Below are 23,919 nucleotides of genomic sequence, written 5' to 3' on the forward strand. Positions count from 1 at the left end.
GTCAAATATGCTTCAACCCAAAAATTTGTTGACCTAAGGCGTCTAGGTATGCGATGACTTCTTCTTTGAATTTAGTGTCATGCGCAACTTTTAGAATGAACTTCATAAATTCTTTAGTGTCTGGTTCGGCGATACAGTTCAGTAAGCTAGAAAAGAATTCGTTATAGGGTACTACACGTAAGAAAAAATTTTTACTTAGATATTCTTGCTGAATATCATTAATGAAATCTGATTCAGGACATGCTCGAGGACCAAAAATAAATAACATATGATTTCCGCCTGCAGTAATAACTTTATCTGCAGCATGTCGAACATCTGGTTCAGAGAAATTTTTATCTTTTAATTCGTTAGAAGAAATTAACTCATTATCGACGTAGATATCTAAATCGCTGACTTCTCGTCCTGACGCACCGCTTTGATTAACGGGATGGACTTCGACTCTTGCACCAGGACGGTCTTTATAAATTAAATGATACGTTCCTGCAACCATTAAAGTAAGAATTTCACCTTCGAAGCTTTCTTTCAGCGCTTTTATGATGTATGTCCATAACAAAGCTGGGGTATTCGAAGTTTCACGTACATAGAAATTCAAAGATTTTTTTTGTGCATCTCGTAATTTGATTAATTTACAGAGTAAGTACACCAAACAATCAAATGCATCTTGTGATGTTTTTATTGTAGGTAAATTATCACATAATGCATTTAATATATTTTGGTCATTTCCTCTGCGAACTGCGTTGGTTTTGCTTAGTTCAGGGAACCGGGCCGGTTTGTTTAAAAAAGGTTCATTAGAGCCACCCATCGCTTTTTTTAAGACTTCCATCTCAAAAGGCACAATTACTTTATGACAAATTGTTCTTGCGTCATAGGCTCCTGGAAGCGTTGATTTCTTTTGAAGACAAAGAGGATTTATTTTTTCATCAGTAGCTTTAGATAAAAGAGCTGTAAACAGTACATATTTATAAGTCAGATGGGTGTTGTCAATAACATAATCAATTAACTCTTCATGTGTACAAGTTGACTCTGGATTATAACTCGCAACAGCATATGCTTTTTTTAGTATTTTTTCTGCTTCTTCTCGCATTCCCATAATTAATCATTCCTTTTAAATAGATGAAATTCTTTTTTTGTAAATCCCATGTCCAAAGCCCGGTAAAGAAACCGGGCAGCAATGGAGGAGTAGGGCTTCCACTTTTTACATTTCTTTTCTATGGATGCTCTCGACACATCTTCTGTTTTATAAAGCCATTTGTAGCTTTGTAAAAAAGCAACGTCTTCGAATGGCAGGATATCCTGTCTGTCCAGGACGAAGATCAAATACATCTTTGCAGTCCAAGTACCAATGCCGCGAAGACTGACTAATTCTTTGAGCGCAGCTTCATCTGTCATATCAGGAAACTTCGTAAAATCAAGTTCTCCTGTCAAGACGGCTGAAGCTGCGTTTTTTATATAGTTAGCCTTCGCAGTAGAAGTACCGATTGCCTTGATTTCCTCAACGGAGAGCTTTGAAATAGACTCCGGGGTTATCTGACCAGCACATAATTCTTCAAACCGCCCATAGATTTTGGCTCCGGCTTTTATCGACAGCATCTGCTCGATGATTTCATGGATCAGAAAAGGAAAGGGATTATCAGTGTGTGGTTCATAGGTAATCGGGCCAACCATGCTGATGACTTTTGTCAGTCGTTTATCTTTTTTGCATAAATATTGGACAGAAGGGCTGTCTTGATTCAAGGTGACGATAGCGGCCATAGAAGCTCCTTGTGTACACACCGTCTGTAAATTTTCTAAGCCGTGGTGTGTTTATATTGAGTTTCTTTAATTATAACACACTGAAACGACAGCTACTATAGGTACAGCACAGCCGTACTTATTATTTAGTACGAGTAATGAAAAATCGGATGCTCACATGGGCATCCGTATTTTTTTGCCATCAAAGTACTTAACGATAGCTGTTCTGTCCTATTACTCCTAAAAGCTAAATTTTCAGGAGGTGTCCTCGATGACGGACGAACAGAAACAACAGATCATTGCCCTGCGCCGGGATGGGGCGGGGTATGGCAGGATTGCGGCGCGGCTCCAGATTTCCATCAACACGGTGAAGTCGTTCTGCCGACGGCACAGTCTTGCTGCCAGTACAGCGGGGGCAGTCTGTGAGCAGTGTGGAAAGCCGATTGAACAGAATCCGGGACGGAAGCGGAAAAGGTTCTGCTGCGATGTCTGCCGGAATAAGTGGTGGAATGCACATCTGGAGCTGGTGAAGCGGAAAGCAGTCTACACCTATACCTGTCCGGCTTGCGGGAAGAAATTCACTGTCTACGGCAACAGCCATCGGAAGTTCTGCTCCCATGCCTGCTATATTGCATACCGGTTCGGAGGTGTCCGCCATGGATAAGAGGTCGTTTCAAAATGAAACAGCCTTCCAGGTGGTGATGCATCTGGCAAGGCGGATGCTGGCCGAAAAGCTCATCACCGGGAAGGAGTACCGGGACTTCGTGCAGGAGATGATCCGCCGCTATCCGCCGTTTTCCGGGGACTTATACACTTGATAATTGTATCAAACAGAGTGATATATAGTGTCGAAAGGAGCTGATTCTATGCGGACTATCCGTAAGATTGAACGACGCATACCAAATTTGAAGCAGCGAAAGAAAGTCGCAGCCTATGCCCGCGTATCCATGGAATCGGAGCGGATGCACCATTCCCTTTCGGCGCAGGTCAGTTATTACAGCAGCCTCATCCAGAAGAACCCGGACTGGGAATACGCCGGGGTCTATGCCGACTATGGCATCTCTGGGACGGGGATGAAGAAGAGGCAGGAATTCCTGCGGATGCTGGAAGATGCCGAAGCCGGGAAGATAGACATCATCCTGACCAAGTCCATCCAGCGCTTCGCACGCAACACCGTAGACCTTCTGCGTACCGTCCGGCATTTGAAAGAGCTAGGCGTCGAAGTCTGGTTTGAAAAAGAGAATATCCATACCATGAGCGGGGACGGCGAGCTGATGATGACCATCCTGGCCTCCTTCGCCCAGGAAGAGAGCCGTTCCATCAGCGAAAATGTCAGATGGAGAGTGAAGAAACGATTTGAGCAGGGGAATCCTAACGGGCGGTTCCGTGTTTACGGGTATCGTTGGGAAGGGGATAACCTGGTGGTAGTCCCCAAGGAAGCAGCTGTTGTCAGACGCATCTTCCAGAATTTCCTTGATGGCAAGTCACGTCTTGAAACCGAACGGGAATTTGCTGCCGAAGGCATCACGACCCGGAATGGCTGCCGCTGGATGGATTCCAACATCAGGGTTGTCCTGACCAATGTTACCTATACTGGCAATATGCTTTTCCAGAAGGAATATGTGACGGATCCAATCCTCAAGAAGCGGAAGAAGAACCGGGGCGAACTGCCTAGGTATTATGTTGAAAATACGCATGAGCCTATCATCGACAAGGAAACCTTTGATTACGTGCAGCAGGAGATGGCGCGGCGAAAGGAACTGGGGGCGCTGGCCAATAAGTCCTTGAACACGACCTGTTTCACGGGAAAAATCAAATGCGGCATCTGCGGTCGGAGCTATATGCACAATCGCCGCACAGACCGGGGCTTTGAAGAATTCTGGGATTGCGGCTCCCATAAGCTGAAAGGCCGGAATTGCGGCGCAAAAGGCAGTATCCCGCATGCAGTCCTTGTGAAGGAGAGTACAGAAGTTCTGGGGTTGGATGATTTTGACGAGCAGGCTTTTCTTGACCAGGTCGAAAAGATAGTAGTGCCAGAATACCATGTGATGGTTTTCTGTATGAAAAACGGACAGAAACTTATCCGGCACTGGGTATCAACAGCGAAAAAGGATTGCTGGACCGATGAGTATAAGGATCGCCAGAGGGCATGGATGAAAAACTACATGGCCAATGGCAAGGGAACACGGTTCTCCGCCTTTACGACACGTGTCCGGTGCGCCTTGTGCGGATCCTCTTTCCGGCGGTGCAAAACGAAGCATGACAGGCCTGTTTATTGGCGATGCAGCAAAGGCGGCAAATGTGAATCGGTCAGCATCCGGGAAGATGAGCTGAAGCGTGTGGTTGCAGAGGCCATGGGGCTAGAGACTTTTGATGAGGATAGATTCCGGGAGAAAGTGGAATCTATCGAAGCCGGAAAGCCAAATTGCCTGACTGTCCATTTCAAGAGTGGGAGAACAGAAGAGATTTCTTATACGCCTACGCCATCCAAGCGGCGTCCCAAGGCACGGAGAAAGGAGAGTAGAGAAAAGTGGCAAAGACAGTAAGGGCCATCCCGGCCACCATCAGCCGTTATACGGCGGCCCCAATCAACAGCCGGAAGAAGCGGAGAGTAGCTGGCTATGCCCGGGTTTCCACGGACCATGATGACCAGGTTACCAGCTATGCCGCACAGGTGGACTATTACACGAATTACATCAAGGAGAGGAATGACTGGGAGTTCGTCGGCATCTACACCGATGAAGGCATCTCGGCGACCAACACGCGTCACCGCGATGGTTTTAAGCGGATGGTCAGGGATGCCATGGATGGGAAAATCGACCTCATCGTCACAAAATCAGTCAGCCGCTTTGCCAGAAATACCGTGGACAGCCTGACGACGGTACGCAAGCTCAAGGACAAGGGCATCGAGATATATTTCGAGAAGGAAAATATCTGGACGCTCGATGCCAAGGGCGAACTCCTCATCACCATCATGAGTTCCCTGGCGCAGGAAGAAAGCAGGAGCATCTCGGAAAACGTCACCTGGGGCCATCGGAAGCGATTCGCTGACGGGAAGGTGTGTGTTCCGTTCGGCCATTTCCTTGGCTATGACCGGGGACCGGACGGGAATCTGGTCGTCAACCGGGAACAGGCCAAGACGGTGAAACTGATTTACCGCTTGTTCCTGGACGGGTATACCTTCCACTCCATTGCCAGGGAGCTGACTTCCAGAGGGCTGGAAACTCCGGCAAGAAAGAAACGCTGGTATCCGGGGACGGTAGAGAGCATCCTGACAAATGAGAAATACAAGGGCGATGCCCTGCTGCAGAAGCGGTTCACCGTCAACTTCCTGACCAAAGAAACGAAAGCGAATGAAGGGGAAGTGCCGCAGTACTATGTGGAAAATAACCACGAAGCCATCATCAGCCCGCAGGTCTTCGACTGGGTACAGGAAGAAATCAAGCGGCGGCGTGAAGGCAGGGGACGTTACAGCGGCGTATCCATCTTCTCCAGCAAAATCAAGTGCGGCCAGTGCGGAGGCTGGTACGGGGCCAAGGTCTGGCATTCGACCGACAAGTACCGCAGAACCATCTACCGATGCAACGATAAGTTCAAGAGCCATTGCAAGACACCACATCTGACAGAGGATGATATCAAGGAAGCCTTCGTCCGGGCCGTCAATCAGCTCATCGAAAACAAAGCGGACGTACTTGACAGCATCACACTGCTGAAGGAACGGCTCACTGACACAGAAGACTTGGAAGAGGAGCGGGACAGGATAAGCACAGATTTGAACCTGCTGGCCGACAAGATACAGCAGCTCATAGCCGAGAACGCCAGGGTCGCGCAGAACCAGGATGATTATGACCGGAACTACAACGAACTGGTCAGTCGGTATGAAGCAGCGAAGACGCAGTACGACAAGACCTGTGAAGCCATCCAGTATCGCAAGGCCCGGAGCCGTCAGATGGACAGCTTCATCAAGGAGCTTAGGAATCAGGATCTCATTAAGGAGTTCGATGCCCGGCTGTGGGGCAGCCTGGTGGATTTCATCACAGTGTACAGCAAAGACGATATCCGGGTGACCTTCAAGGACGGGACGGAAATCAGAGCATAAGCAGGAAAAAAGGATTACGGCAGAGAATCCAAGAGGAAACGCAGGATTCTCTGCCGTATTTTTGATGAAGAAAATCGGAATATGATATAATAGTAAGGGTTTCAGGTGTGCGAAGTTTGAGTGAGATATAAATGTTTGGCGAAATATTTTTGCGTGATGGCCCTCTCTGCCCATCGGCAATACCGATGCTATCAAGCCCCTTTAAAATACTAAATTATCAAAAATTCGTTTTGCCGCCTCCGCAATCATAGCGTCGTCAGATTTTGCATTTTTTTCCGTGCGGCGCGACATTATCGCCATGACAATGGGTTTGCGATTGGGCGGATAAATCACGGCAATATCATTCCGCGCCCCATAATCGCCTGAACCGCTCTTGTCGATAACTTTCCAACCTTGCGGAGTTTCTGCCTTGATAAGCGTGTCGGTTATGGAATTGTCGCTCATCCAATCAATCAGCAGTTTTTTCTTGTCGTCGCTCAAAATATCGCCGAATATATAGACTTGCAAATTTTTTACCATCTGTCTCGGCGTGCTAGTATCACGATTATCTTTTGGATTGAAAAGATTAAGTTCAGGTTCATTTCGCGCAGGTTTGGTAGTTTTGTCGCCAATATTTTTAAGTGCCACCTTGAAATTTTCCACGCCGCCGATCTCCTGCAAAATTAAATTTGCCGCCGTGTTGTCACTCCACCTGAGCGATGCCGAACAAATTTCCGCCAGCGTCATGCCATCAGCAACATGGTCTTTGGTGATTGGCGCGTAGGACAAAATATCTTCCGCCGAAAACTTACGAATTTCATTCAAATCGGAGATATTTTTTTGTCTTAGCAATTCTGCAGCCGTAAAAACTTTGTGTGTCGAGCAGTAGGAAAAACGCGTATCAGGTTTGTAGCAAATTTTTTTTCCATTCTCCATGTCAACGGCGTAAACACCAATCACGGCGTTATATTTATTTTCCAGATCAGCAAGATTTAATTTCTGCCGCGCTTGACAATCCTGAGGGCAGAAAACCATCAAGCCACAGATTATCAAAAACAAAAAACAAAATTTCTTCATAATAACCTCCTACTATCTGTTGAACGACCCGCCAAATTCAACGGGTCGTATTGGCTCAATAGAGCGTGATCATCAGCAATTAGCACTCTTATTGCCATTACTAATACATCACTTCATACAATCAAAGATGCAGTCACTTGCACTTGTCAACAAAAATTGGACACAAAACTAAAAAAATCAGGCATAAAAAACGAATCGATGTACAAGATTCATCAACTTTTCTGACATCCTTCAAGCTTGTTAGACAAACCATGCCATCGATAATGCAGACGAGATCAGCAGATGGGCGTGTGACGTTCCCGATACTGCTTCGGCGTCAGGTAGCCTAAGGAATAGGCTGGCCTCTGTTCATTGAAGAAAAGAATGTAGTCATCCACCTCCTCCTTGACCGGTTTCTCGCCGGTCACATGCAAGTCCATGAACAGCTCCACCTTGATCCATCCATTGATGGACTCCATAGCGGCATTGTCTGTGGGGGTCCCGGCACGTGACATGGATCGGGTGATGCCGTACATGGGCAATAGCTCGTTGTAGGCTTTGGAGGCGTAGACCGATCCCTGGTCAGAATGGAGAACCATTTGGTGCTCCGGATGCCGTTTTTGCCACTCAATCAGATTTTCCAGTCCGCTGATGTAAGTCATGCGATCACCGCGTTTTGCAGAGAGGGAATGACTGACAATCTCATTGTTCCATAGATCCATATAAAGAGTCAGTTCATGGTAGATGCCTTTCACATAAAAAGCGGTCATATCACTCACGATGCACTGCATTGGCCCATCGATCTGCATTTCAGACATGAGCAGGTTGGGAAATATCCGCGCTGGATCGCCAGCCTTCTTGTACCTGTAGTGCTTGGATTTGCTCTTGATTCCCGCAATCCTACAGCATTTGTGGGCATAGGGATCGGACAGGACAATCTCTTTGTCCAACCGTATCTTGGCGTTCAGCCAGCGATAGCCGTGCGATGGATACTTCCAATGGTACTCCTGGAACAGCAGGACGTTGCTCAAAAGGCGCTTTTCTTTGCCCGACGGCTGAGAAAGATGTTTTTTCCAAGCGTAGAAACTGCTCCTCTGGATGCCCATTGTCTTGCAAAGAAGCTTCACCGGAATTTCTCCGGATAGTTCCATGATTACTTGATAATCTTGTTGCCGTACAGAATTACAGTACCATCCCCCTTCACCTCGTAGCCTTTTTTTAGCCGTGCCTCGGTTATCTTGGCCTTGATTAGTTCCTGGATAAGTTCTTCCTTTGTCATCGCCTTCAGTTCATCCAGCTCTGCCGGAGCTTTCTTGAACGAGGGCGCACAGATGCTTCTTCGTCCCTGCTTGGGCGGCAACTGGTTGGCATCCCGGTACATTCTCATGTAATTCCGTGCCGTCTGCTCATTGATAACGTATTCCTCTGCAGCTTCATACCGGCTGATTTCGCCGTCGTAAATGCGGCGGCCAATGTCCAATCTCTGTTCTTTTGTGTACTTCACGGCAAACCTCCTGTCCTGTGAGGGAGAATTTCTGTCCGATAATTAATTTCGTACTATCCGTACAGTATACACCGTATGTCCAAAAATTACCCCCTCCGTGGCCAATTTTAGTTTACCACTTCACCATAGGATAGTCAATGAATATAATTTGAAAGTGAACCCTATTAACAATCGTCAAGTGGTTGTTAATAGGGTTCTTTTACGTCTTGAAAAAAATAAATGGTTAATTATCAGGGTAGATTGTATAATTAAATGAAGAGTATGATGTTCTATAAATTGTGAGTACGATGTTCCATACATTGTGTGTTTAAATATATTCCTGAACTAACAAGAAGCGATTCTTTATTTAATTCAAGTGAGGCCTTATGTTAACCAAAAACGAACTTTTAGAGTTGTTGCATAAAGATGTAGTACCGGCGCTTGGTTGTACGGAGCCGGTCTGCGTGGCTCTTTGTGCCGCTACAGCAAGTGCTGAATTAACGGACCCGATAGTACGGATTGAGGTAGAAGTCAGTCCCGGCCTTTATAAGAACGGCATGTCAGCCGGTATCCCGAATTGTGAGCACGTAGGCTTGCAGTATGCCGCGGCTCTTGGGGCTTTTTTAAAAAATCCGAATAAACGCATGGAATTATTTGAGGATATTACGCCGGATGTATTAAACGAGGTAGACGAACTCTGTAATAATGATGGTGTAATCGTTCAAATTAATTCGGAAGAAAGCGGTATATTTTCAAAATGCACTGTTTGGACTGCAGCGGAGCAAGCAACGTGTATTATTAAAAATGCTCATACGAATATTGTTTTTTTGCAAAAAAATAATGAAACAATCTTAGATTGTCGAGGCGGTCAACGTCTAAAACAAGACGATATATTGGTTGAAAAGCTAAAAGCCATGACCATTGCCCAAATGAGAAATTTGGTTGACACCGTGTCCGAAGATGAGTTGTTATTTTTGTTGGACGGCGTTGTGATGAATGAAACGCTGGCGGCCTATTCCAAATCCAATAAGATTGGTGTAGGCTTAGCAGATTCTATGCGAACAGGGGCAGGCCAAAAGTTGTTGTCAAATGATATAATGTCACGAATTATGGTGAAAGTTACCTCGGCAGCGGAAAGCCGTTTGGATGGCTGTTCTATGCCGACTATGAGTAGTTCGGGGGCCGGCACCAAAGGCTTGGTGGTTATTTTACCGGTGAACGAAATGGCTGATGAATTGCAAGTTTCCGTATTAAAACGCGTGCGTGCCCTGGCGTTGGCGCATTTGGTAAATCGGTATATTAATGCTCAGATTGGTAAATTATCACCCATGTGTGCTTGTGTATTGGCATCGGCTACGGCCGCGTCAGTGGGAATGACATATTTACTGGAGGGTACGAATGAAGAGCTCGGCTATGCTGTACGCAATATGACGGGAACTGTCACCGGCATGATTTGCGATGGCGGCAAGGTTGGTTGTGCCTTGAAGGTAGCCAGTGGTTCAGTGGCGGCCTTTATGAGTACTATGGCTGCGATTAATGAGGCCCCGTTGCGAGTGAGTGACGGTATATGTGCCGAAACGCCGGAGGATTGTATTCGCAATATGGCACGTATTGGGCAGGAGGGCATGAACCGAGTCGATGCGACCATTTTAGATATTATGAGAGAAAAATAGAGTAACGATAGGAATTTTTTTCAAAAGAAGGAAAAAGCCCCCTTTTTGCCGAATCTGTTGAATATAATTGTATTGTATGGGTAAAGGAGTTTGGGATGAAAAAAGTATTAGTTGTTTCCGCGCATGATACCGTAGTAGATTCAGTAGCGAATAAGTATATTTTGGAAGATTTGAAGGCAAAATTGCCGAATGCTGTGTTTGATGATTTAGATGCACAGTACGCCGGTTTTAATTTTGATATTAAAGCGGAACAGGCTAAATTGGAAGCCGCTGATATCATCGTGTTGCAGTACCCGTTCTATTGGTACTCTATGCCGGGGTTAATGCATCGTTGGATGGAACAGGTTTTCCAACACGGTTGGTCTCACGGTACATCCGGCCACGCGTTGGAAGGTAAAACATGGATTGCATCGTTTACAACCGGCGCGCCTGCTTTTGCCTATAGCCGTGAGGGCATGATGCGTTTTGAACTGGAAGATTATTTGGCACCATTTAAATCTATGTGTATTTTGACCGGTATGCACTGGGGCGGCTTTGTGGCGACGACCGGCGTGTCTTATGGCGACCGCAAACCGGAAAATGAAGCGGCTACGCGTGCTAAATTGGCGTCTCACACTGAAAAGTTGATGGCTTTATTGGCTAAAGCGTAGGTAGAATAATTACATGTCCTATCACCCAATTATATCTTTTGAATATAGAGGCAACGTGGCAACATGTGCCTCTTTTTTCTTGGGATATAAGAGTTTTCTTCTATAACCCTGTGCATTATTTAATCCAAAGTAAAATCTGTTTTCGTAGGAGAAGAAAAAAATTTTGCTTGAGTGGACAAATTTTGTCAATTTTTGTTTGAAGTTGGCCTTAATTCTTATTATAATATATTTATGAGATAGAAATTATTTCCGGTACATTTCATGTTAGCCGGAAGGGATGCCGTAATTCTAGTATAATTATGTAAAGCGAGGGATTATTATGCATGATGCAGAACATTTGATACAACTGTTAAAAACTAGACGGAGTGTTCGTAGTTTTAAGTCGGATGCGGTGCCTGCGGAATTAATAGATCAGATTATTGAAGCAGGTTTGTATGCGCCTAGTAGTATGGGGAAACAATCGGCCATTATTGTGGCTGTAACGAATAAAGAAGTTCGGGACCGCTTATCGGCGATGAATGCCAAGATTTTCGGTACCGAAAGTGATCCGTTTTACAATGCACCGGTAGTGCTGGTGGTTTTGGCGTCAAAAGAACGGCCACCTTATGTATGTGACGGTTCGCTGGTTATGCAAAACCTCATGCTCGCTGCTCATGCGTTAGGTCTCGGCAGTTGCTGGATTCATCGTGCCAAAGAAGAGTTTGAGTCACCGGAGGGGAAGGAACTTTTGAAGTCGCTTGGGATTGAAGGGGATTACGAAGGCATCGGTCATTGTGTCCTCGGTTACATTGACGGTGACACGCCAAAAGCGGCACCACGCAGAGAAAATCGGGTATATTACGTAAAATAAAGTTAAAGGATAAAATATATGGAATTTTTAGAGTTAGCTACATGGATTATGATTGGCAAAATTATCGTGGTCGATGTTTTGCTGGCCGGCGATAATGCCGTGGTTATTGGCATGGCCGTAAGTAAGTTGGAAGATAAGTATCGTGAAAAAGCCATCATGTGGGGCACCTTCGGGGCCATTGCGATGCGTCTTATTTTTGCCACCATCTTGGTAGAGGCGTTGGAATACATTCCGGGTCTCCATTTCGTAGGTGGTCTCGTGCTCTTGTGGATTGCATTCCATCTCCTTGTCGGCGATGATGAAGCTGAGAACATTGAAAGTAAGGACTCCCTGCGCGGTGCTATTATTACGATTATCGTAGCCGATGCGATGATGAGTATCGACAATGTTATCGGCGTTGTCGGTGCCGCCAAAGGCCATTTGGAACTCGTTATCGTAGGGATGTTAATTACCGTTCCGCTTTTGATTTATGGTTCCCGTTTGTTGGCGCGTATCATCAACAAATATCCGATTATCTTGTGGGCCGGCGGCAGCTTGCTCGCGTGGGTAGCCGCTGAAATGGTAACGGCTGAACCATTGTTACAGCCTTATATCACAGGGTATGAACGGTTGATTGAAATTGCCGGCGTTATCTTGGTTGTGGCTGCGGCACTTATTTGGAAACGTCGTCGTAAAGCAACGGCTCCGGATGAAGAAGCATAAAGACCTTAATTGCTGAAGAAGAGCAACGGTTTTTCTATTGAAAGGCGTAAAAAATAATAATTGCCCCTGAGGGGAAGAAGGATGAATTCGGTTATGCCGGGTTCATCTTTTTTTGTTCTCATAGGGTTGGTAATACCGCTGAAAACCGCGTAAAGATAGGCGTTTCCGGATTAGAGAAAATGATTTGGCGAAGACGATTCAACGACTTTACAAAAAATTTTCAAAAATTTAAAGTGTAATGCTTGACATTACAACTAAAAGGTTGTAACATGAACATGTAAGGAAAAATATTACAAGAAAGTCATTAAGAATTAAGTTTTAAAAGTTAGGCATTAAGTATTAAGAATTCAGTATTAAAGAGTTCAGTATTAAAGCATTCAGTATTACAGAGTTCAGCGTTACGTATTAAGCATTAAGGATTCAAAAGTTAAATTTTTAACAGTCATTTATTCCCGGTGCGGGAGAAAGTAGAGGTTCAATTATGAAAATTGCAGTTGTAAGTTCGAATGGTAAAGTAGGTCGTTTGGTAGTAGCAGAAGCATTTCGTCGTGGTTTTGACGTAACCGGTTTTGCCCGTAGCGAAAATAAATCGGACGCTACTAAATTTGTTCAAAAAGATATTATGGATATCACGAAAGAAGATTTGGCCGGTTTTGATGCAGTAGTTGATGCATTTGGTACATTTGCGCCGGATACCTTGGATCTTCACACTAAATCGTTGATGCATTTGTCCGATGCCGTAGCCAATACGGATACTCGTTTATTGGTTGTAGGTGGTGCCGGCAGCTTGTTCGTAGATAAAGAACATACGACACAGCTTCTCGATACACCGGAATTTCCAAAAGAATTCTATGCGCTCGCTAAAGCTCAGGCTGATGAATTGGCAGAACTTCGCAAACGCAATGATGTAAAATGGACCTTCGTAAGCCCTGCTGCGATTTTTGATCCGGAAGGTGCTCGTACCGGTGAATACATTTTGGCCGGTGAAGAATTCACTGTTAACGACCGTGGTGAAAGTGTGGTAAGTTATGCCGACTACGCCCTTGCTATGGTGGATAAAATCGAAAAAGGTAACCACATTCAGCAGCGTATCAGCGTGGTGGGTAAATAATTATACATCTTTATTTTGGGCGTCGTTATAGTAAAAACGGTGGATTCGTGATATAATCTGTAATGTAATAGTGTATATTACAATTTATTAGGAGGCATGCCCATGCAAATATCCAGTCGTTTTACTATAGCGGTTCATATTTTTACTTGTATCGCTATTGCAGAAAAGAAATATAAAGTAACCAGCAAGTTTTTGGCCGGTAGTATCAACGTAAATCCGGTTATTATTCGTAACATCGTGCTCATGTTGAAGGCTCATGGTCTGATTGATTCTCGTCAGGGCACGTCCGGCATCAAGATTGCCAAATGTCCGTCGGACATCACCTTGTTAGATATTTTCAACGCCGTGGAATCCCTCGATAACGGTCAGCTGTTCAGTTTTCATGAAAACCCGGCTCAAGATTGTCCGGTCGGCAGTCACATTCATTGTGTGCTGGATGGCCGTTTGGAGCAGATTCAGAGTGCCCTTGAAAAAGAATTGCAAAGTATTACGTTAGCTTCGATTATTGAAGATGCAGAAACGCAAATTGCTAAAGATGAAGCAGCGGCCAATGCCGATTGTTCGGAGCTGGTATAAAAACTATGCTCGGAGCTGGTATAAAAACTAAATAATTGAGCAGAGAACCCCGTGTCTCGGTTATGTAAGAGCTTATCCTTCAGGAAAGTTACGTATCATGACCGAGCGGGGGTCTTTTATATTGACTATGATATTTTTCAAAAGTTTATTGACTGAATAATCGTAAATTTTTTGAAAAATATCGATGTTATATTGCGGCCTTTTGGAGGCAGTGTGATATAATTAAATGTATGAGACAGATATTCAAGATTATTTATTTTTCAAAAATATTGATAGCGAAATAATAAGGAGGTAAAAGATGAAATCGTATGACGTAATTGTGATTGGTTTCGGTAAAGCCGGCAAAACTTTGGCCGGTAAATTAGCAAAATCCGGCAAAAAAGTAGCGTTAATTGAAAAAGACGCTTTTATGTATGGCGGTACTTGTATTAATGTAGGTTGTATTCCTTCAAAACGTTTGATTACAGATGCGGCGTTGTCCCCTGATGCATCTTTTGAAGAAAAAGCGGCTTATTTTAAAAAATCTATTGAAGGTAAACGTCAATTGACCGCTGCGTTAAATCAGGCCAACTATAATAAAGTAGCTCAAGCAGGTGCTGAAATTATTGATGGCGTAGCATCCTTTGTTGATGCTAAGACTATCAACGTTAAAACTGCTGATGGCGATTTGACGTTGACCGCTGAACAGTTCTTGATTAACACCGGTTCCACGCCGGTAATTCCTAATATTGAAGGCGTACGTGATCCAGCGACCGGTGAACTTCAGGCAGGCAATAAACTTTACACATCCCAGACGCTCATGGATTTGGATGAACTTCCTGAACGCCTTACTATCGTAGGCGGCGGCTATATCGGTTTGGAATTCGCGTCCATGTTTGCCGAATTCGGCAGCAAAGTTACGATTATTCAAGATTCGGATGTATTTTTACCGCGTGAAGACGAAGACATTGTCGAAGTAATTCGCGAAGTTATCAGCGCTAAAGGCGTTGAAGTGATTACCGGTGCGGCTATTAGCGCTATTAAAGACGGCGTAGTAACTTACACAGCTGACGGCGCTACTAAAGAATTAGCCGGCGATGCTGTTTTGATTGCTACCGGTCGTCGTCCAAACACCGACGAGCTTCAAGCTGAAAAAGCGGGTATCAAAATGACGAACCGTGGCGCTGTTGAAACAGATGAACACTTACGCACCAGCGTGCCTAACATCTGGGCTGCCGGCGACGTTGTTGGTAAATTGCAGTTCACCTACATTTCCTTAGATGATTACCGCATCGTTTTGGATGACATGATGGGCAACCGTCAACGTACCACTGAAAACCGTGGTGCTTTCGCATACTCCGTATTCATTGAACCTCCGTTCTCTCGCGTTGGTTTGAATGAAAAAGAAGCTAAAGCTCAAGGCCTCGAATATCGTGTTCTTAAAATGCCGGCTAACGCCATTCCAAAAGCTAAAGTACTTCGCGAAACTGAAGGCGTGTTAAAAGCTTTGGTAGCTCCAAACGGCAAAATCTTGGGTGCACAACTCTTCTGTGCCGAATCCCATGAAATGATTAATATGATTAAACTCGCTATGGATCATGACTTGGGCTATGAAGTACTCCGCGACTTCATCTATAACCACCCAACCATGTCTGAAAGCTTGAACGATTTGTTTGCGTTATAAGATGCTCTTTATGAATAGTATCGAATTATAAACATAATGTAATAAAACAGCAAAACTCCTTAATATATCAATGTATTATCGATATATTAAGGAGTTTTTTGTAATTTATACATGTTAGAAGAAAATTTGACAATTTTAAGACCTTACAGGAATAAAATAACTACAATATATCAAGTGTGTAGTTAAGCAAGGTATAAATACGGAGGAAAGGAGACAGGAAGGTTGATGGATTCATGATTTAACAATCAAGTGGAGAGGTGAGAGGTATGAATAAGTACTCCATCGAGAGTAAGTTACAGTTCATTATTTACAGTATTTTAGGCATTATTATATTCTTTGTACCGGTTACAATTGGCGGAAAATCGACGATTCCGCTGGATCACATTGTTACGTATATTTTAAAAATCCCGTACTTCCAGCCGGTATATGGTGCTTTGTTTGTTATTCTAGGGGCGGTCTTGCCGTTTATCAACAAGACGTGGAATAAGAATACGACAACAACTGTGTTCTCTTTGCTGAATATATTGGGGATTCCATTTATTATCATGGCTCTCATGAATGTGGGACCGGAATTTTTAATGAATAAGAGTACGATTCCGTTTATTTATTCTAAAATCGTAGTGCCGGTTATTACGATCGTGCCGATTGGGGCTGTATTCTTGGCTTTGCTTATTAACTATGGTCTCATGGAATTCGTCGGAGTTTTCATGCGTCCTGTTATGAGACCACTGTGGCAAACGCCGGGGCGCTCCGCTATTGATGCGGTAGCATCCTTTGTAGGCAGTTACTCGGTAGCCCTTTTAATTACGAACCGTGTTTTCAAAGAAGGTCGTTATACTATTAAAGAAGCCGTTGTTATTGCCACCGGTTTCTCCACGGTATCAGCTACCTTTATGATTATTGTGGCCAAAACTCTTAATTTATTGGATGTATGGAACTTATATTTCTGGGCCACCGTTGTTGTTACCTTCCTTGTTACGGCTGTGACGGCGCGTATTTATCCAATCAGTAAAAAGCCGGATACTTATTACAACGATGTACAGGGGGAAGTGGAACGCGTTGTTGTGCATGATAAATTCAAAGTCGCTTTTGAAGAAGCCATGGAAGCCAGTTCCAAAGCGGACGGTATTGTGACCGGTACCTTTCATCATCTCCGTGACGGCCTCGTGTTGGCCTTAAAAATTGCACCGTCCCTCATGTCGATTGGTGTACTGGGTATTGTTATCGCCAATAATACGCCGGTGTTTAACATTTTGGCCTATACATTGTATCCGTTTACCTGGATTACGGGCTTTGAAGAACCGTTTTTAGTAGCTAAAGCGTTATCCCTCGGTATTGCGGAAATGTTCCTGCCCGCCGTTTTGGTTACGAAATTGAGCTTTGAAGTTCGTATGTTGGTTGCTATTACCTGCGTTTCCGAGGTATTGTTCTTCTCCGCATCCATTCCATGTATGATGGCTACGGAAATCCCGATTAAACTCAAAGATTATTTCATTATTTGGTTTGAACGTGTGGTCTTATCTATTTTGATTTCTGTACCAGTTATTTATGCGATTAAGTGGTTAATGTAGTGTTCCGTAATTATTTCTGATGATACGTAAATAATGCAGTAGTGTTGCATTTGGAGCGGTCAGACGGCTATAAGCGTCCTGTGAATTCAAATTGTGAATTATCGAAATAGATTTACAAACAAAATTAATAAATATTCCCTGATAAATTATATATCAGAAATCATAAGATAATATTCCTGTTGGTTGCCTAATAGATAACTCCTTGAACTTTTTGGGAGTTATCTTTTTTTGTTCCTTAAAACATTTAGTATAGTAACTTTGGTCACTGAAACCTACTGAGGTTGCAATTTCGGCGATAGATAAATTGGTATCTCTGATTAAGTCGATACTTTTGTTTATCCGATAGAGTATTAAGTAATTGAACAACGATTCTCCGGTGACTTTTTTAAAAAAGCGACTACATTCGCTTTTGCTGATGGAAACAGATTTTGCAATTTCCTCCAGCGTTATTTTTTCTTGATAGTGATTTTGTATAAAGGAAAGAATTTGTTTTAACCGATCATTTTCATAGTAGCTTTGCGGGACTTCATCGCTGTCTTGTGAATTAGATTTTAGCAATAAATATGTTTCTTTAAAAATTTCCAATATATCAATTTCTACATCAACTTCAAATAGTTCCGGTGTTTCTTTTATTAATTGCTGAATGTTAATTATTTTATTTAGGATATTTTTTGAGTTGGACTCATTACCGGATAATTTTAAGGCTGCTGGAATAGGTGACTTAAGAATCGGGTTTATATATCGAGAATAAATTCGTCCGTGATTATCGTGGGCGATAAAAGATGGTGGAATATCTAAACAGATGTAAGACGCGGTTGAAACACTTTTATTTTGTTTAATGAGATGTATCTGCTGATAGTTAATAAAAAAACCGTCTCCTTTTTTTATTGAATATGTCTGTCGGGGAAGTTTTATATCAATGATACCTTCTGTTACATAACAATATTGAAATGCTTGATGCCAATGCCAATTAATGAACTCATAGGTATGGGGCGAAAATGTAGTTGTAAAAATTGAAATATTAAAACCGGGGAAAATAGGTTTTATTAATTCTTGTTTTGAATGATCAAAGGTAATTTTTTTCTCTTTCATTCTTACGACCTCAATATTTTTATAAAATTAAGATTTTTAGTGATATAACCATAAATTAATAAATAGTATAGTAAGTATAACAATAAATCGTTGAAAAGGGAAGTGATGAGATGCGTATTTTTAGCAATGATGTTATGGAAGTGCTGATTAATAAGGGTTTAAGAGAATTTAGAAGTGATGGTTGTTTTGACTATAATGAAGCTTTAGCGGCTAAAAAATCACATGAGTCATTAGAGGCTTATCAAAAAACACCTTTGGTTCACCTTGATGGATTAGCAAAAAAATTACAAATTTCCAATATCATGGTTAAAGATGAATCGAAACGATTCAGTCTTAATGCATTTAAAGGTTTAGGTGGCAGTTATGCTATGTTTCGTATTATCTGTGAAGTTCTAGGTTTAGATTATCAAACAGCACAACTTAAAGATTTATTACAAGATAAATTTAAAGCGACCTTACAAGCGATTGAGTTTGTTACGGCAACTGATGGGAATCATGGTAAAGGTGTTTCATGGGCAGCCGGAATTTTTGGTTGTAAAGCACATGTCTATATGCCAGCCGGTTCTCAGGAAGTTCGGGCCGAGGCCATTAGAAATGCGGGCCCTGCCGATGTTGAGATTACAAAGTTTAATTATGATGATACTGTTAGATTTGTAAAGAGCCAAAGTGAAGCAAACGGTTGGTATCTTATTCAAGATACTGCTTGGGACGGTTATGAAAAAATCCCAACTTGGATTATACAAGGTTATTTAACTATGATTCTTGAAACGGTTGAAGAGTTGGGAACTAAAAAAAATAAACCAACCCATGTTTTTTTACAAGCCGGGGTCGGGGCTATGGCTGGCGGTGTAGTAGGCTTTTTAAGTGATTATTATAAAACAGATAAACCGATAATTGTAATCGTCGAACCGCAAGTAGCTGACTGTATTTATAGATCTAAGCTGATTGATGATGGCGCGATGCATTCTATTGAAGGCTCGCCTTTTACGATTATGGCCGGCTTGAACTGCGGTACACCGTGCAAAGTAACCTGGGGTGAACTAAGTAATCTGCCTGACTTTTACGTATCTTGTGCTGATAGTGTAGCAGCTTGTGGAATGAGAACATACCATAAACCGCTTTCCGGTGATGCTCAAATTATTTCAGGCGAATCAGGAGCAGTAACAATGGGGGTTGTAAAAACTATTTTAGCGGATGAACGTTACAAGTCATTGAAGGAAAGTATGCAATTAAATTCGGATTCTAAAATTTTACTCATAAATACTGAAGGTGATACGGATCCAGAGAATTATGAGGCTATTATTTCCGGAAAATTATTCAAAGAAAACTGTTAGATCTTCTTATAATAGGTTGGTTAATAGATAGAGGGATAGGTATGAATACGATGAAACGGGAGTTGACTTTTTCGTATGCCGCATTTGTAATGGGCGTATGTTTTGCTTTCATTATGATTCCGGCTGCTGTGTTTGGAGTTAAAATTCATGTTATGTTTGTACTATCGTGGCTAATTGCGATTCCACTTTGTATGAGATTGGGCTATACCTATAAAGAGTTACAAAGTGGGATGTTGGACTTTATTCCTAAATGCATTATGCCGGTTCTTTTAATATTAATTATTGGTGGATTAATTGGTGCTTGGTGTGCCAGTGGTACCATTGCTTATATTACGGCTCTAGGGTTAAAAATGATAAATCCTCAATATTTTTTAGCAACAGCGTTTGCGATTACCTTTATTTGTGCTTGTTTTACGGGTACAAGTTTCGGTACCTGTGGGACAATTGGGGTGGCCCTTATGGGGGTTGCGGCCGGCATGGGAATTGATACCTATTGGGCCGCCAGTGCTATTCTTTGTGCTGCCGTTATTGGTGATGGATTGTCACCTTTATCTGATACTCCTAATGTTATTGCCGGTGCAACGAATGTAGATGTTTTTAAAAGTGTAATTTTTCAGTTGCCTATGACAATTCCGGTTATTCTTATATCCTTCGCATTTTATGCGTTTATGGGGGTGTTTGGGGATGTACCGATGGCTGATACATCGACTATAAGCAATTTAGTTATTGCCATCGAAGATAGCTACAATTTAGGTGTATGGTGTCTTATACCGGTGATTTTGGTGTTTGGCTTGTTGATTTTTGAATTTCCGGCGATACCGGCCATTTTAATTGGTATTCTAAGTGCTATAGGTGTGGCTGTAGTATTTCAAGGGCAAAGTATCGTAAATACTGTTAGTGCGGTATGGGGCGGCTATCACTTAGTTTCGGATAATAAATTAATTGAAACTTTATTCAGTCGAGGCGGCATTTCGAGTATGACGGGAACAGCAGTTTTAATTATCTTCTCATTTGGTTTATTTGGAATACTAAAGCTATGTAATGTACTGGATGTATTGGTAGTTCCACTAACTAAGAAAATTAAATGTCGTTTAAGTGGAGTTGTATGCGTAATTGTATTGGGATTTTTGGCAAATTTCTCATCTTCGGCCAGTTTCTCTGAAGTTTTTACAGGCAATATTATGACAACTGTTTATGATAAAGCAGGTTTGAATCGCTTGGATTTAACACGGGCTGCCACTGTTGGATGTTTAGTGTTCTCTATGTTCGTACCGTTTACAGTAATGTGTGCTACCGTTACCGGCTTTTTAGGTGTAGATCCGGTTGCGATGTTTAAATATTATGTCAGTATGCCACTTTATTTAATCGTTATATTGTTGATTACAGGGTTTAATTTGGATAAATCTTTATTGGCTAAGATGAGTAAAAGTTAGGTATAGCAACAGGTATTAATTTCGATTGGGTATTTGACAGTCTGTTCTTGGGAGGTAATTTATCATGGAAAATCAATTAGCGAAAATCTTTACATTTATTGATGAACATAAGGAAGACATGGTACAGGATTTAAGAACGTTTGCTGATTTAGAGGGGCACTTTGAAGAAAAAGATAATGTATTAAAAGCCAGAACGTGGTTGCAACAGCAGTTGGAAAAAGAAGGTTTTGCGTGTAGATTCAGAGAGGTTGCCGATGACCGTTGTGGTATTATGATTGCCGAGTTAGGGATGGATCGACCGGGGAAACCGATTATATTTTCCGGCCATTGTGATACAGTACATTATACCGGTAGCTTTGGCGGTGAAAATCCGACTGTCATTAAAGACGGGAAAATTTTTGGACCCGGTGTGCTTGATATGAAAGGCGGTTTAATTATTGCATTATATGTTGCAAAAGCGTTAAACTTTATACAGTATAAGGAGCACCCGATTAAACTTATTGTTGTAGGTGAAGAAGAATCCGATCATGTCGGTAATGACGGCAATAAAATACTAACGGCTGAATCAAAAGGGGCACTCTGTTGTTTTAACATGGAAACCGGTCAAATGAATAATAGTTTATGTACTCAGAAGAAAAGTCAATTTACCTATTATTTGAGTGTTGACGGGGTAGGTGGTCATGCCGGTAATGATTTTTTGAAAGGTCGTAATGCAATTAATGAAGCCGTGTATAAGATTCAGAAAATTATTGAACTCACTGACTTATCCGTAGGAACTACGGTTACAACGGCAGTTATAAAGGGTGGTGGGCACACCAGTGGCATTGCAGATCATTGTGAAGTCGTGTTCGATGTGCGAGTGACAAATGAAAATGAAGCAAAACGTATTATGGACTCTATGTATGAAATTACTGATGAAACGTTTATTGAAGGAACAAAGTCAAAGTTAACGTATTACCGCGCTAAATTATTGCCACTTCAAGAAACCAAAGAAGCGATTCGTTTACTAGACTTTGTTAATACAGTTGCCAAAGATAACGGTTTTGATGAATTTGGGAAAGTGCATTTAGGCGGAGCATCCGATGCCGGAAATATGGCGGCAGCCGGTATTCCGGTTTTAGATAACTGCGGTATCATCGGTCAATATGCACATAATAAAAAAGAATATGGCATAATTAATTCCTTATACTCTAGAGCTAAAATATTTGCAGGCACTGTTTTGAAAATTAAGGAGTTGTAGTTGTGGAACTTTCAACGGATATACGTTTTTGGTTACCGGCGTTAGTACCCATTGTATTTCTTTTAGTAGCGATTATTAAACTGCGGTGGCGGATTGCGAAGGCGTCGGTAGTCAGTATGAGCTTGGCATTGCTGATTGCCGGGTTGCTTTTCGGATCATCACCGTTAGCTTTATTATTTGAAACCGGTAAGGGCGTTTGGAACGCTGCCACCATATTGCTCGTGATTTGGCCGGCTATTTATTTATATGAAATAACTTGTGAAGTTAAGGCGGTTGAGGCGATTCGTACAGGTATTCAACGGATTACAAAACACGAACTATTGCAGATTTTAATATTAGGATGGGTGTTCCCCAGTTTCTTACAGGGGATAACCGGCTTTGGTGTTGCTGTGGCGGTGGGAGCGCCGCTGTTATTGAGTATTGGCGTAAGGCCGCTGTACAGTATTGTCATTGTACTGCTGGGCCATTCTTGGGGCGCTACGTTTGGGACCTTGGCGCTTGCTTGGGAGGCCTTGGTTCAGCAATCCTCGATGAATGGCAACGAACAAGTGTATGCCGCCTTTTTGGCGGCGGCTATGATTTGGATTTTTAACTTTTTAGCGGTGCTATATATTTGTTGGTTATATGGACGAATGAGGGCAATACAATCTGTTTGGCCGGTAGTAGTTGGCTTGTCGCTTGTCATGGGTGGTGGCGAATTATGGCTTGCCACCATTAATCCAACAATTTCCTGCTTTTTACCAACCGCTATCGGTATGGGCTTAGTGTTTGTGGTGAGTAAAATTCCAAAGTATAAGCAACGATGGTATAATACGGACAGTCCAATTATGATGCGGCTTAATCAAACTGAAAGAGCACCGTTGAATGACACGCCGGCAAAGGTCACTTCCGGACGTACCATGTCGTTTAATCAAGCTTTTTTGCCATACTATCTGTTGATTGGCATTACCGTATTATGCTTGTTAGTGCCACCGATTTACAATGCTCTCAGTGTCTGGAAAGTGGCGCTCACGTTTCCTGAGACGGCGACTGCTTTTGGCTATATGACTAAGGCGGAGCCTTATTTCAGCCCTGTGCAACCCTTAACGTATGCAGGTACGTTCTTACTTTTGTCAGCGCTAAGTAGTCTTTGGTACTATGAAAAAAAGAAATTTTTATCTAAATCAGCGGTAACGGCTATTAATAAACGTACTTTTGAAAAATGTAAGGCGCCTACCATAGCGATTACCTGTTTGATTGTCATGGCTAAATATATGGGCAGTAGCGGGCAAATTTATGTGCTTTCAACGGGGATTGTTGAATTGCTCGGTATTTACTATGTTATCGTATCGCCGTTACTGGGCATGATCGGGTCCTTTTTGACGGGCAGTAATATGTCGTCCAATATATTATTCGGCAATTTACAAATGCTGGCGGCTAAGGCGCTGGGCATAAATCCGGCTATTACGGCAGCGTTGCAAACTACCGGCGGCGTGCTTGGCAATTCCTTTTCGCCGGGCTGTGTGATTATGGGTATTGTCACAACCGGTTTTAACGAAGGTGAAGATAAAATATTGAAACTTATGATGCCGTTTACTATTGCGCTGGCTGTTATATTTGGTTTGTTAGGCTTTATGCAGTTATTGTTGTAAGTTTTGTCCTATAACCCTATAACCCTATAATCCTATAATCCTAAG

The 23,919-nt window shown here is 42.6% G+C and carries 22 protein-coding genes; 16 read left to right on the plus strand and 6 right to left on the minus strand.

Annotation, left to right across the window (positions count from 1 at the left end; genetic code table 11):
- Position 1: 1 nt before the first annotated feature.
- Positions 2-1,090, minus strand: coding sequence for a restriction endonuclease, SacI family (locus MXE28_RS00395; RefSeq protein WP_014128552.1), 1,089 nt, complete (start codon positions 1,088-1,090; stop codon positions 2-4).
- Between the two features lie 2 nt (positions 1,091-1,092).
- Positions 1,093-1,752: a DNA-3-methyladenine glycosylase gene (locus MXE28_RS00400; protein WP_014128551.1), complete on the minus strand. Its 660-nt coding sequence runs from the start codon at positions 1,750-1,752 to the stop codon at positions 1,093-1,095.
- Positions 1,753-2,002: 250 nt separating this feature from the next.
- Between MXE28_RS00400 and MXE28_RS00405 the strand changes: the two genes are divergently transcribed.
- The 4 genes from MXE28_RS00405 to MXE28_RS11615 are packed head-to-tail and all read left to right on the plus strand — an operon-like array spanning position 2,003 to position 5,830.
- The gene (locus MXE28_RS00405; RefSeq protein WP_014128550.1) at positions 2,003-2,395 is read left to right on the plus strand and encodes a deoxyribose-phosphate aldolase; all 393 of its coding nucleotides are present in this window, start codon (positions 2,003-2,005) and stop codon (positions 2,393-2,395) included.
- A complete protein-coding gene (locus MXE28_RS00410) occupies positions 2,388-2,549 on the plus strand; it encodes an SHOCT domain-containing protein (protein ID WP_193352757.1) in 162 nt (53 codons plus the stop codon). The genes MXE28_RS00405 and MXE28_RS00410 overlap by 8 nt, the downstream gene beginning before the upstream one ends.
- Positions 2,550-2,597: 48 nt before the next feature.
- Positions 2,598-4,277, plus strand: a complete 1,680-nt coding sequence (locus tag MXE28_RS00415) for a recombinase family protein (RefSeq protein ID WP_247239679.1) — start codon at positions 2,598-2,600, stop codon at positions 4,275-4,277.
- Positions 4,262-5,830 (plus strand): recombinase family protein, encoded by a 1,569-nt coding sequence (locus MXE28_RS11615; protein WP_247239680.1) that lies wholly within the window; start codon positions 4,262-4,264, stop codon positions 5,828-5,830. Before MXE28_RS00415 ends, MXE28_RS11615 begins: the two co-directional genes overlap by 16 nt.
- 201 nt (positions 5,831-6,031) lie before the next feature.
- On the opposite strand, the gene blaACI is transcribed toward MXE28_RS11615, so the two are convergent.
- From blaACI to MXE28_RS00435, 3 genes are all read right to left on the minus strand, one after another.
- Positions 6,032-6,886: an ACI family class A beta-lactamase gene (blaACI, locus tag MXE28_RS00425; RefSeq protein WP_247239681.1), complete on the minus strand. Its 855-nt coding sequence runs from the start codon at positions 6,884-6,886 to the stop codon at positions 6,032-6,034.
- A 275-nt stretch (positions 6,887-7,161) separates the two neighbouring features.
- Positions 7,162-8,016, minus strand: a complete 855-nt coding sequence (locus MXE28_RS00430) for an IS3 family transposase (protein ID WP_247239682.1) — start codon at positions 8,014-8,016, stop codon at positions 7,162-7,164.
- Between the two features lie 2 nt (positions 8,017-8,018).
- A complete protein-coding gene (locus MXE28_RS00435) occupies positions 8,019-8,369 on the minus strand; it encodes a hypothetical protein (RefSeq protein ID WP_006555381.1) in 351 nt (116 codons plus the stop codon).
- A gap of 365 nt (positions 8,370-8,734) precedes the next feature.
- Here MXE28_RS00435 and MXE28_RS00440 point away from each other — a divergent pair, with 365 nt between their 5' ends.
- The 8 genes from MXE28_RS00440 to MXE28_RS00475 all read left to right on the plus strand — a co-directional run bounded on the left by MXE28_RS00440 (position 8,735) and on the right by MXE28_RS00475 (position 17,144).
- Positions 8,735-10,021, plus strand: a complete 1,287-nt coding sequence (locus tag MXE28_RS00440; RefSeq protein ID WP_021842665.1) for an L-serine ammonia-lyase, iron-sulfur-dependent, subunit alpha — start codon at positions 8,735-8,737, stop codon at positions 10,019-10,021.
- 95 nt (positions 10,022-10,116) lie between these two features.
- Positions 10,117-10,671 (plus strand): NAD(P)H-dependent oxidoreductase, encoded by a 555-nt coding sequence (locus MXE28_RS00445; RefSeq protein ID WP_247239683.1) that lies wholly within the window; start codon positions 10,117-10,119, stop codon positions 10,669-10,671.
- 319 nt (positions 10,672-10,990) lie between these two features.
- Entirely contained in the window at positions 10,991-11,521 is a 531-nt protein-coding gene (locus MXE28_RS00450) for a nitroreductase (protein WP_021842663.1), read from the plus strand.
- An 18-nt stretch (positions 11,522-11,539) separates the two neighbouring features.
- Positions 11,540-12,223 carry a TerC family protein gene (locus tag MXE28_RS00455; RefSeq protein WP_021842662.1) on the plus strand — a complete coding sequence of 228 codons (684 nt, stop codon included), beginning with the start codon at positions 11,540-11,542 and terminating at the stop codon, positions 12,221-12,223.
- A gap of 481 nt (positions 12,224-12,704) precedes the next feature.
- On the plus strand, positions 12,705-13,334 hold the full coding sequence (locus MXE28_RS00460; RefSeq protein WP_247239684.1) for an NAD(P)-dependent oxidoreductase: 630 nt from the start codon (positions 12,705-12,707) through the stop codon (positions 13,332-13,334).
- A gap of 102 nt (positions 13,335-13,436) precedes the next feature.
- Positions 13,437-13,910, plus strand: a complete 474-nt coding sequence (locus tag MXE28_RS00465) for an Rrf2 family transcriptional regulator (RefSeq protein WP_021842660.1) — start codon at positions 13,437-13,439, stop codon at positions 13,908-13,910.
- 298 nt (positions 13,911-14,208) lie between these two features.
- Positions 14,209-15,573, plus strand: a complete 1,365-nt coding sequence (locus MXE28_RS00470; RefSeq protein WP_021842659.1) for an FAD-dependent oxidoreductase — start codon at positions 14,209-14,211, stop codon at positions 15,571-15,573.
- Positions 15,574-15,839: 266 nt separating this feature from the next.
- On the plus strand, positions 15,840-17,144 hold the full coding sequence (locus MXE28_RS00475; RefSeq protein ID WP_156704685.1) for a YjiH family protein: 1,305 nt from the start codon (positions 15,840-15,842) through the stop codon (positions 17,142-17,144).
- Positions 17,145-17,297: 153 nt separating this feature from the next.
- Here the strand turns inward: MXE28_RS00475 and MXE28_RS00480 are convergent, their stop codons facing one another.
- Positions 17,298-18,236, minus strand: a complete 939-nt coding sequence (locus MXE28_RS00480) for an AraC family transcriptional regulator (protein ID WP_247239685.1) — start codon at positions 18,234-18,236, stop codon at positions 17,298-17,300.
- A gap of 110 nt (positions 18,237-18,346) precedes the next feature.
- Here MXE28_RS00480 and MXE28_RS00485 point away from each other — a divergent pair, with 110 nt between their 5' ends.
- The 4 genes from MXE28_RS00485 to MXE28_RS00500 all read left to right on the plus strand — a co-directional run bounded on the left by MXE28_RS00485 (position 18,347) and on the right by MXE28_RS00500 (position 23,874).
- Entirely contained in the window at positions 18,347-19,570 is a 1,224-nt protein-coding gene (locus MXE28_RS00485; RefSeq protein WP_247239686.1) for a diaminopropionate ammonia-lyase, read from the plus strand.
- Positions 19,571-19,611: 41 nt separating this feature from the next.
- On the plus strand, positions 19,612-21,003 hold the full coding sequence (locus MXE28_RS00490) for a Na+/H+ antiporter NhaC family protein (protein WP_226974447.1): 1,392 nt from the start codon (positions 19,612-19,614) through the stop codon (positions 21,001-21,003).
- A 64-nt stretch (positions 21,004-21,067) separates the two neighbouring features.
- On the plus strand, positions 21,068-22,243 hold the full coding sequence (locus MXE28_RS00495; RefSeq protein WP_247239687.1) for a M20/M25/M40 family metallo-hydrolase: 1,176 nt from the start codon (positions 21,068-21,070) through the stop codon (positions 22,241-22,243).
- Positions 22,244-22,245: 2 nt separating this feature from the next.
- Complete coding sequence (locus MXE28_RS00500; protein ID WP_247239688.1) at positions 22,246-23,874, plus strand: L-lactate permease; 1,629 nt, start codon at positions 22,246-22,248, stop codon at positions 23,872-23,874.
- The last annotated feature ends 45 nt before the right edge of the window (positions 23,875-23,919 follow it).

It is taken from the genome of Veillonella sp. KGMB01456 (assembly GCF_023051165.1).
In the GTDB taxonomy this organism is placed as follows: domain Bacteria; phylum Bacillota; class Negativicutes; order Veillonellales; family Veillonellaceae; genus Veillonella_A.

Excerpts from the sequence above, each read along its gene's own strand:
- blaACI (WP_247239681.1), bottom strand. The coding sequence starts at position 6,886 with ATGAAGAAATTTTGTTTTTTGTTTTTGATAATCTGTGGCTTGATGGTT.
- MXE28_RS00430 (WP_247239682.1), bottom strand. The coding sequence starts at position 8,016 with ATGGAACTATCCGGAGAAATTCCGGTGAAGCTTCTTTGCAAGACAATG.
- MXE28_RS00450 (WP_021842663.1), top strand. The coding sequence starts at position 10,991 with ATGCATGATGCAGAACATTTGATACAACTGTTAAAAACTAGACGGAGT.
- MXE28_RS00490 (WP_226974447.1), top strand. The coding sequence starts at position 19,612 with ATGAATACGATGAAACGGGAGTTGACTTTTTCGTATGCCGCATTTGTA.
- MXE28_RS00405 (WP_014128550.1), top strand. The coding sequence starts at position 2,003 with ATGACGGACGAACAGAAACAACAGATCATTGCCCTGCGCCGGGATGGG.
- MXE28_RS00485 (WP_247239686.1), top strand. The coding sequence starts at position 18,347 with ATGCGTATTTTTAGCAATGATGTTATGGAAGTGCTGATTAATAAGGGT.
- MXE28_RS00400 (WP_014128551.1), bottom strand. The coding sequence starts at position 1,752 with ATGGCCGCTATCGTCACCTTGAATCAAGACAGCCCTTCTGTCCAATAT.
- MXE28_RS00415 (WP_247239679.1), top strand. The coding sequence starts at position 2,598 with ATGCGGACTATCCGTAAGATTGAACGACGCATACCAAATTTGAAGCAG.
- MXE28_RS00495 (WP_247239687.1), top strand. The coding sequence starts at position 21,068 with ATGGAAAATCAATTAGCGAAAATCTTTACATTTATTGATGAACATAAG.
- MXE28_RS00440 (WP_021842665.1), top strand. The coding sequence starts at position 8,735 with ATGTTAACCAAAAACGAACTTTTAGAGTTGTTGCATAAAGATGTAGTA.
- MXE28_RS00410 (WP_193352757.1), top strand. The coding sequence starts at position 2,388 with ATGGATAAGAGGTCGTTTCAAAATGAAACAGCCTTCCAGGTGGTGATG.
- MXE28_RS00460 (WP_247239684.1), top strand. The coding sequence starts at position 12,705 with ATGAAAATTGCAGTTGTAAGTTCGAATGGTAAAGTAGGTCGTTTGGTA.
- MXE28_RS00445 (WP_247239683.1), top strand. The coding sequence starts at position 10,117 with ATGAAAAAAGTATTAGTTGTTTCCGCGCATGATACCGTAGTAGATTCA.
- MXE28_RS00465 (WP_021842660.1), top strand. The coding sequence starts at position 13,437 with ATGCAAATATCCAGTCGTTTTACTATAGCGGTTCATATTTTTACTTGT.
- MXE28_RS00395 (WP_014128552.1), bottom strand. The coding sequence starts at position 1,090 with ATGGGAATGCGAGAAGAAGCAGAAAAAATACTAAAAAAAGCATATGCT.
- MXE28_RS00475 (WP_156704685.1), top strand. The coding sequence starts at position 15,840 with ATGAATAAGTACTCCATCGAGAGTAAGTTACAGTTCATTATTTACAGT.
- MXE28_RS00480 (WP_247239685.1), bottom strand. The coding sequence starts at position 18,236 with ATGAAAGAGAAAAAAATTACCTTTGATCATTCAAAACAAGAATTAATA.
- MXE28_RS00455 (WP_021842662.1), top strand. The coding sequence starts at position 11,540 with ATGGAATTTTTAGAGTTAGCTACATGGATTATGATTGGCAAAATTATC.
- MXE28_RS00470 (WP_021842659.1), top strand. The coding sequence starts at position 14,209 with ATGAAATCGTATGACGTAATTGTGATTGGTTTCGGTAAAGCCGGCAAA.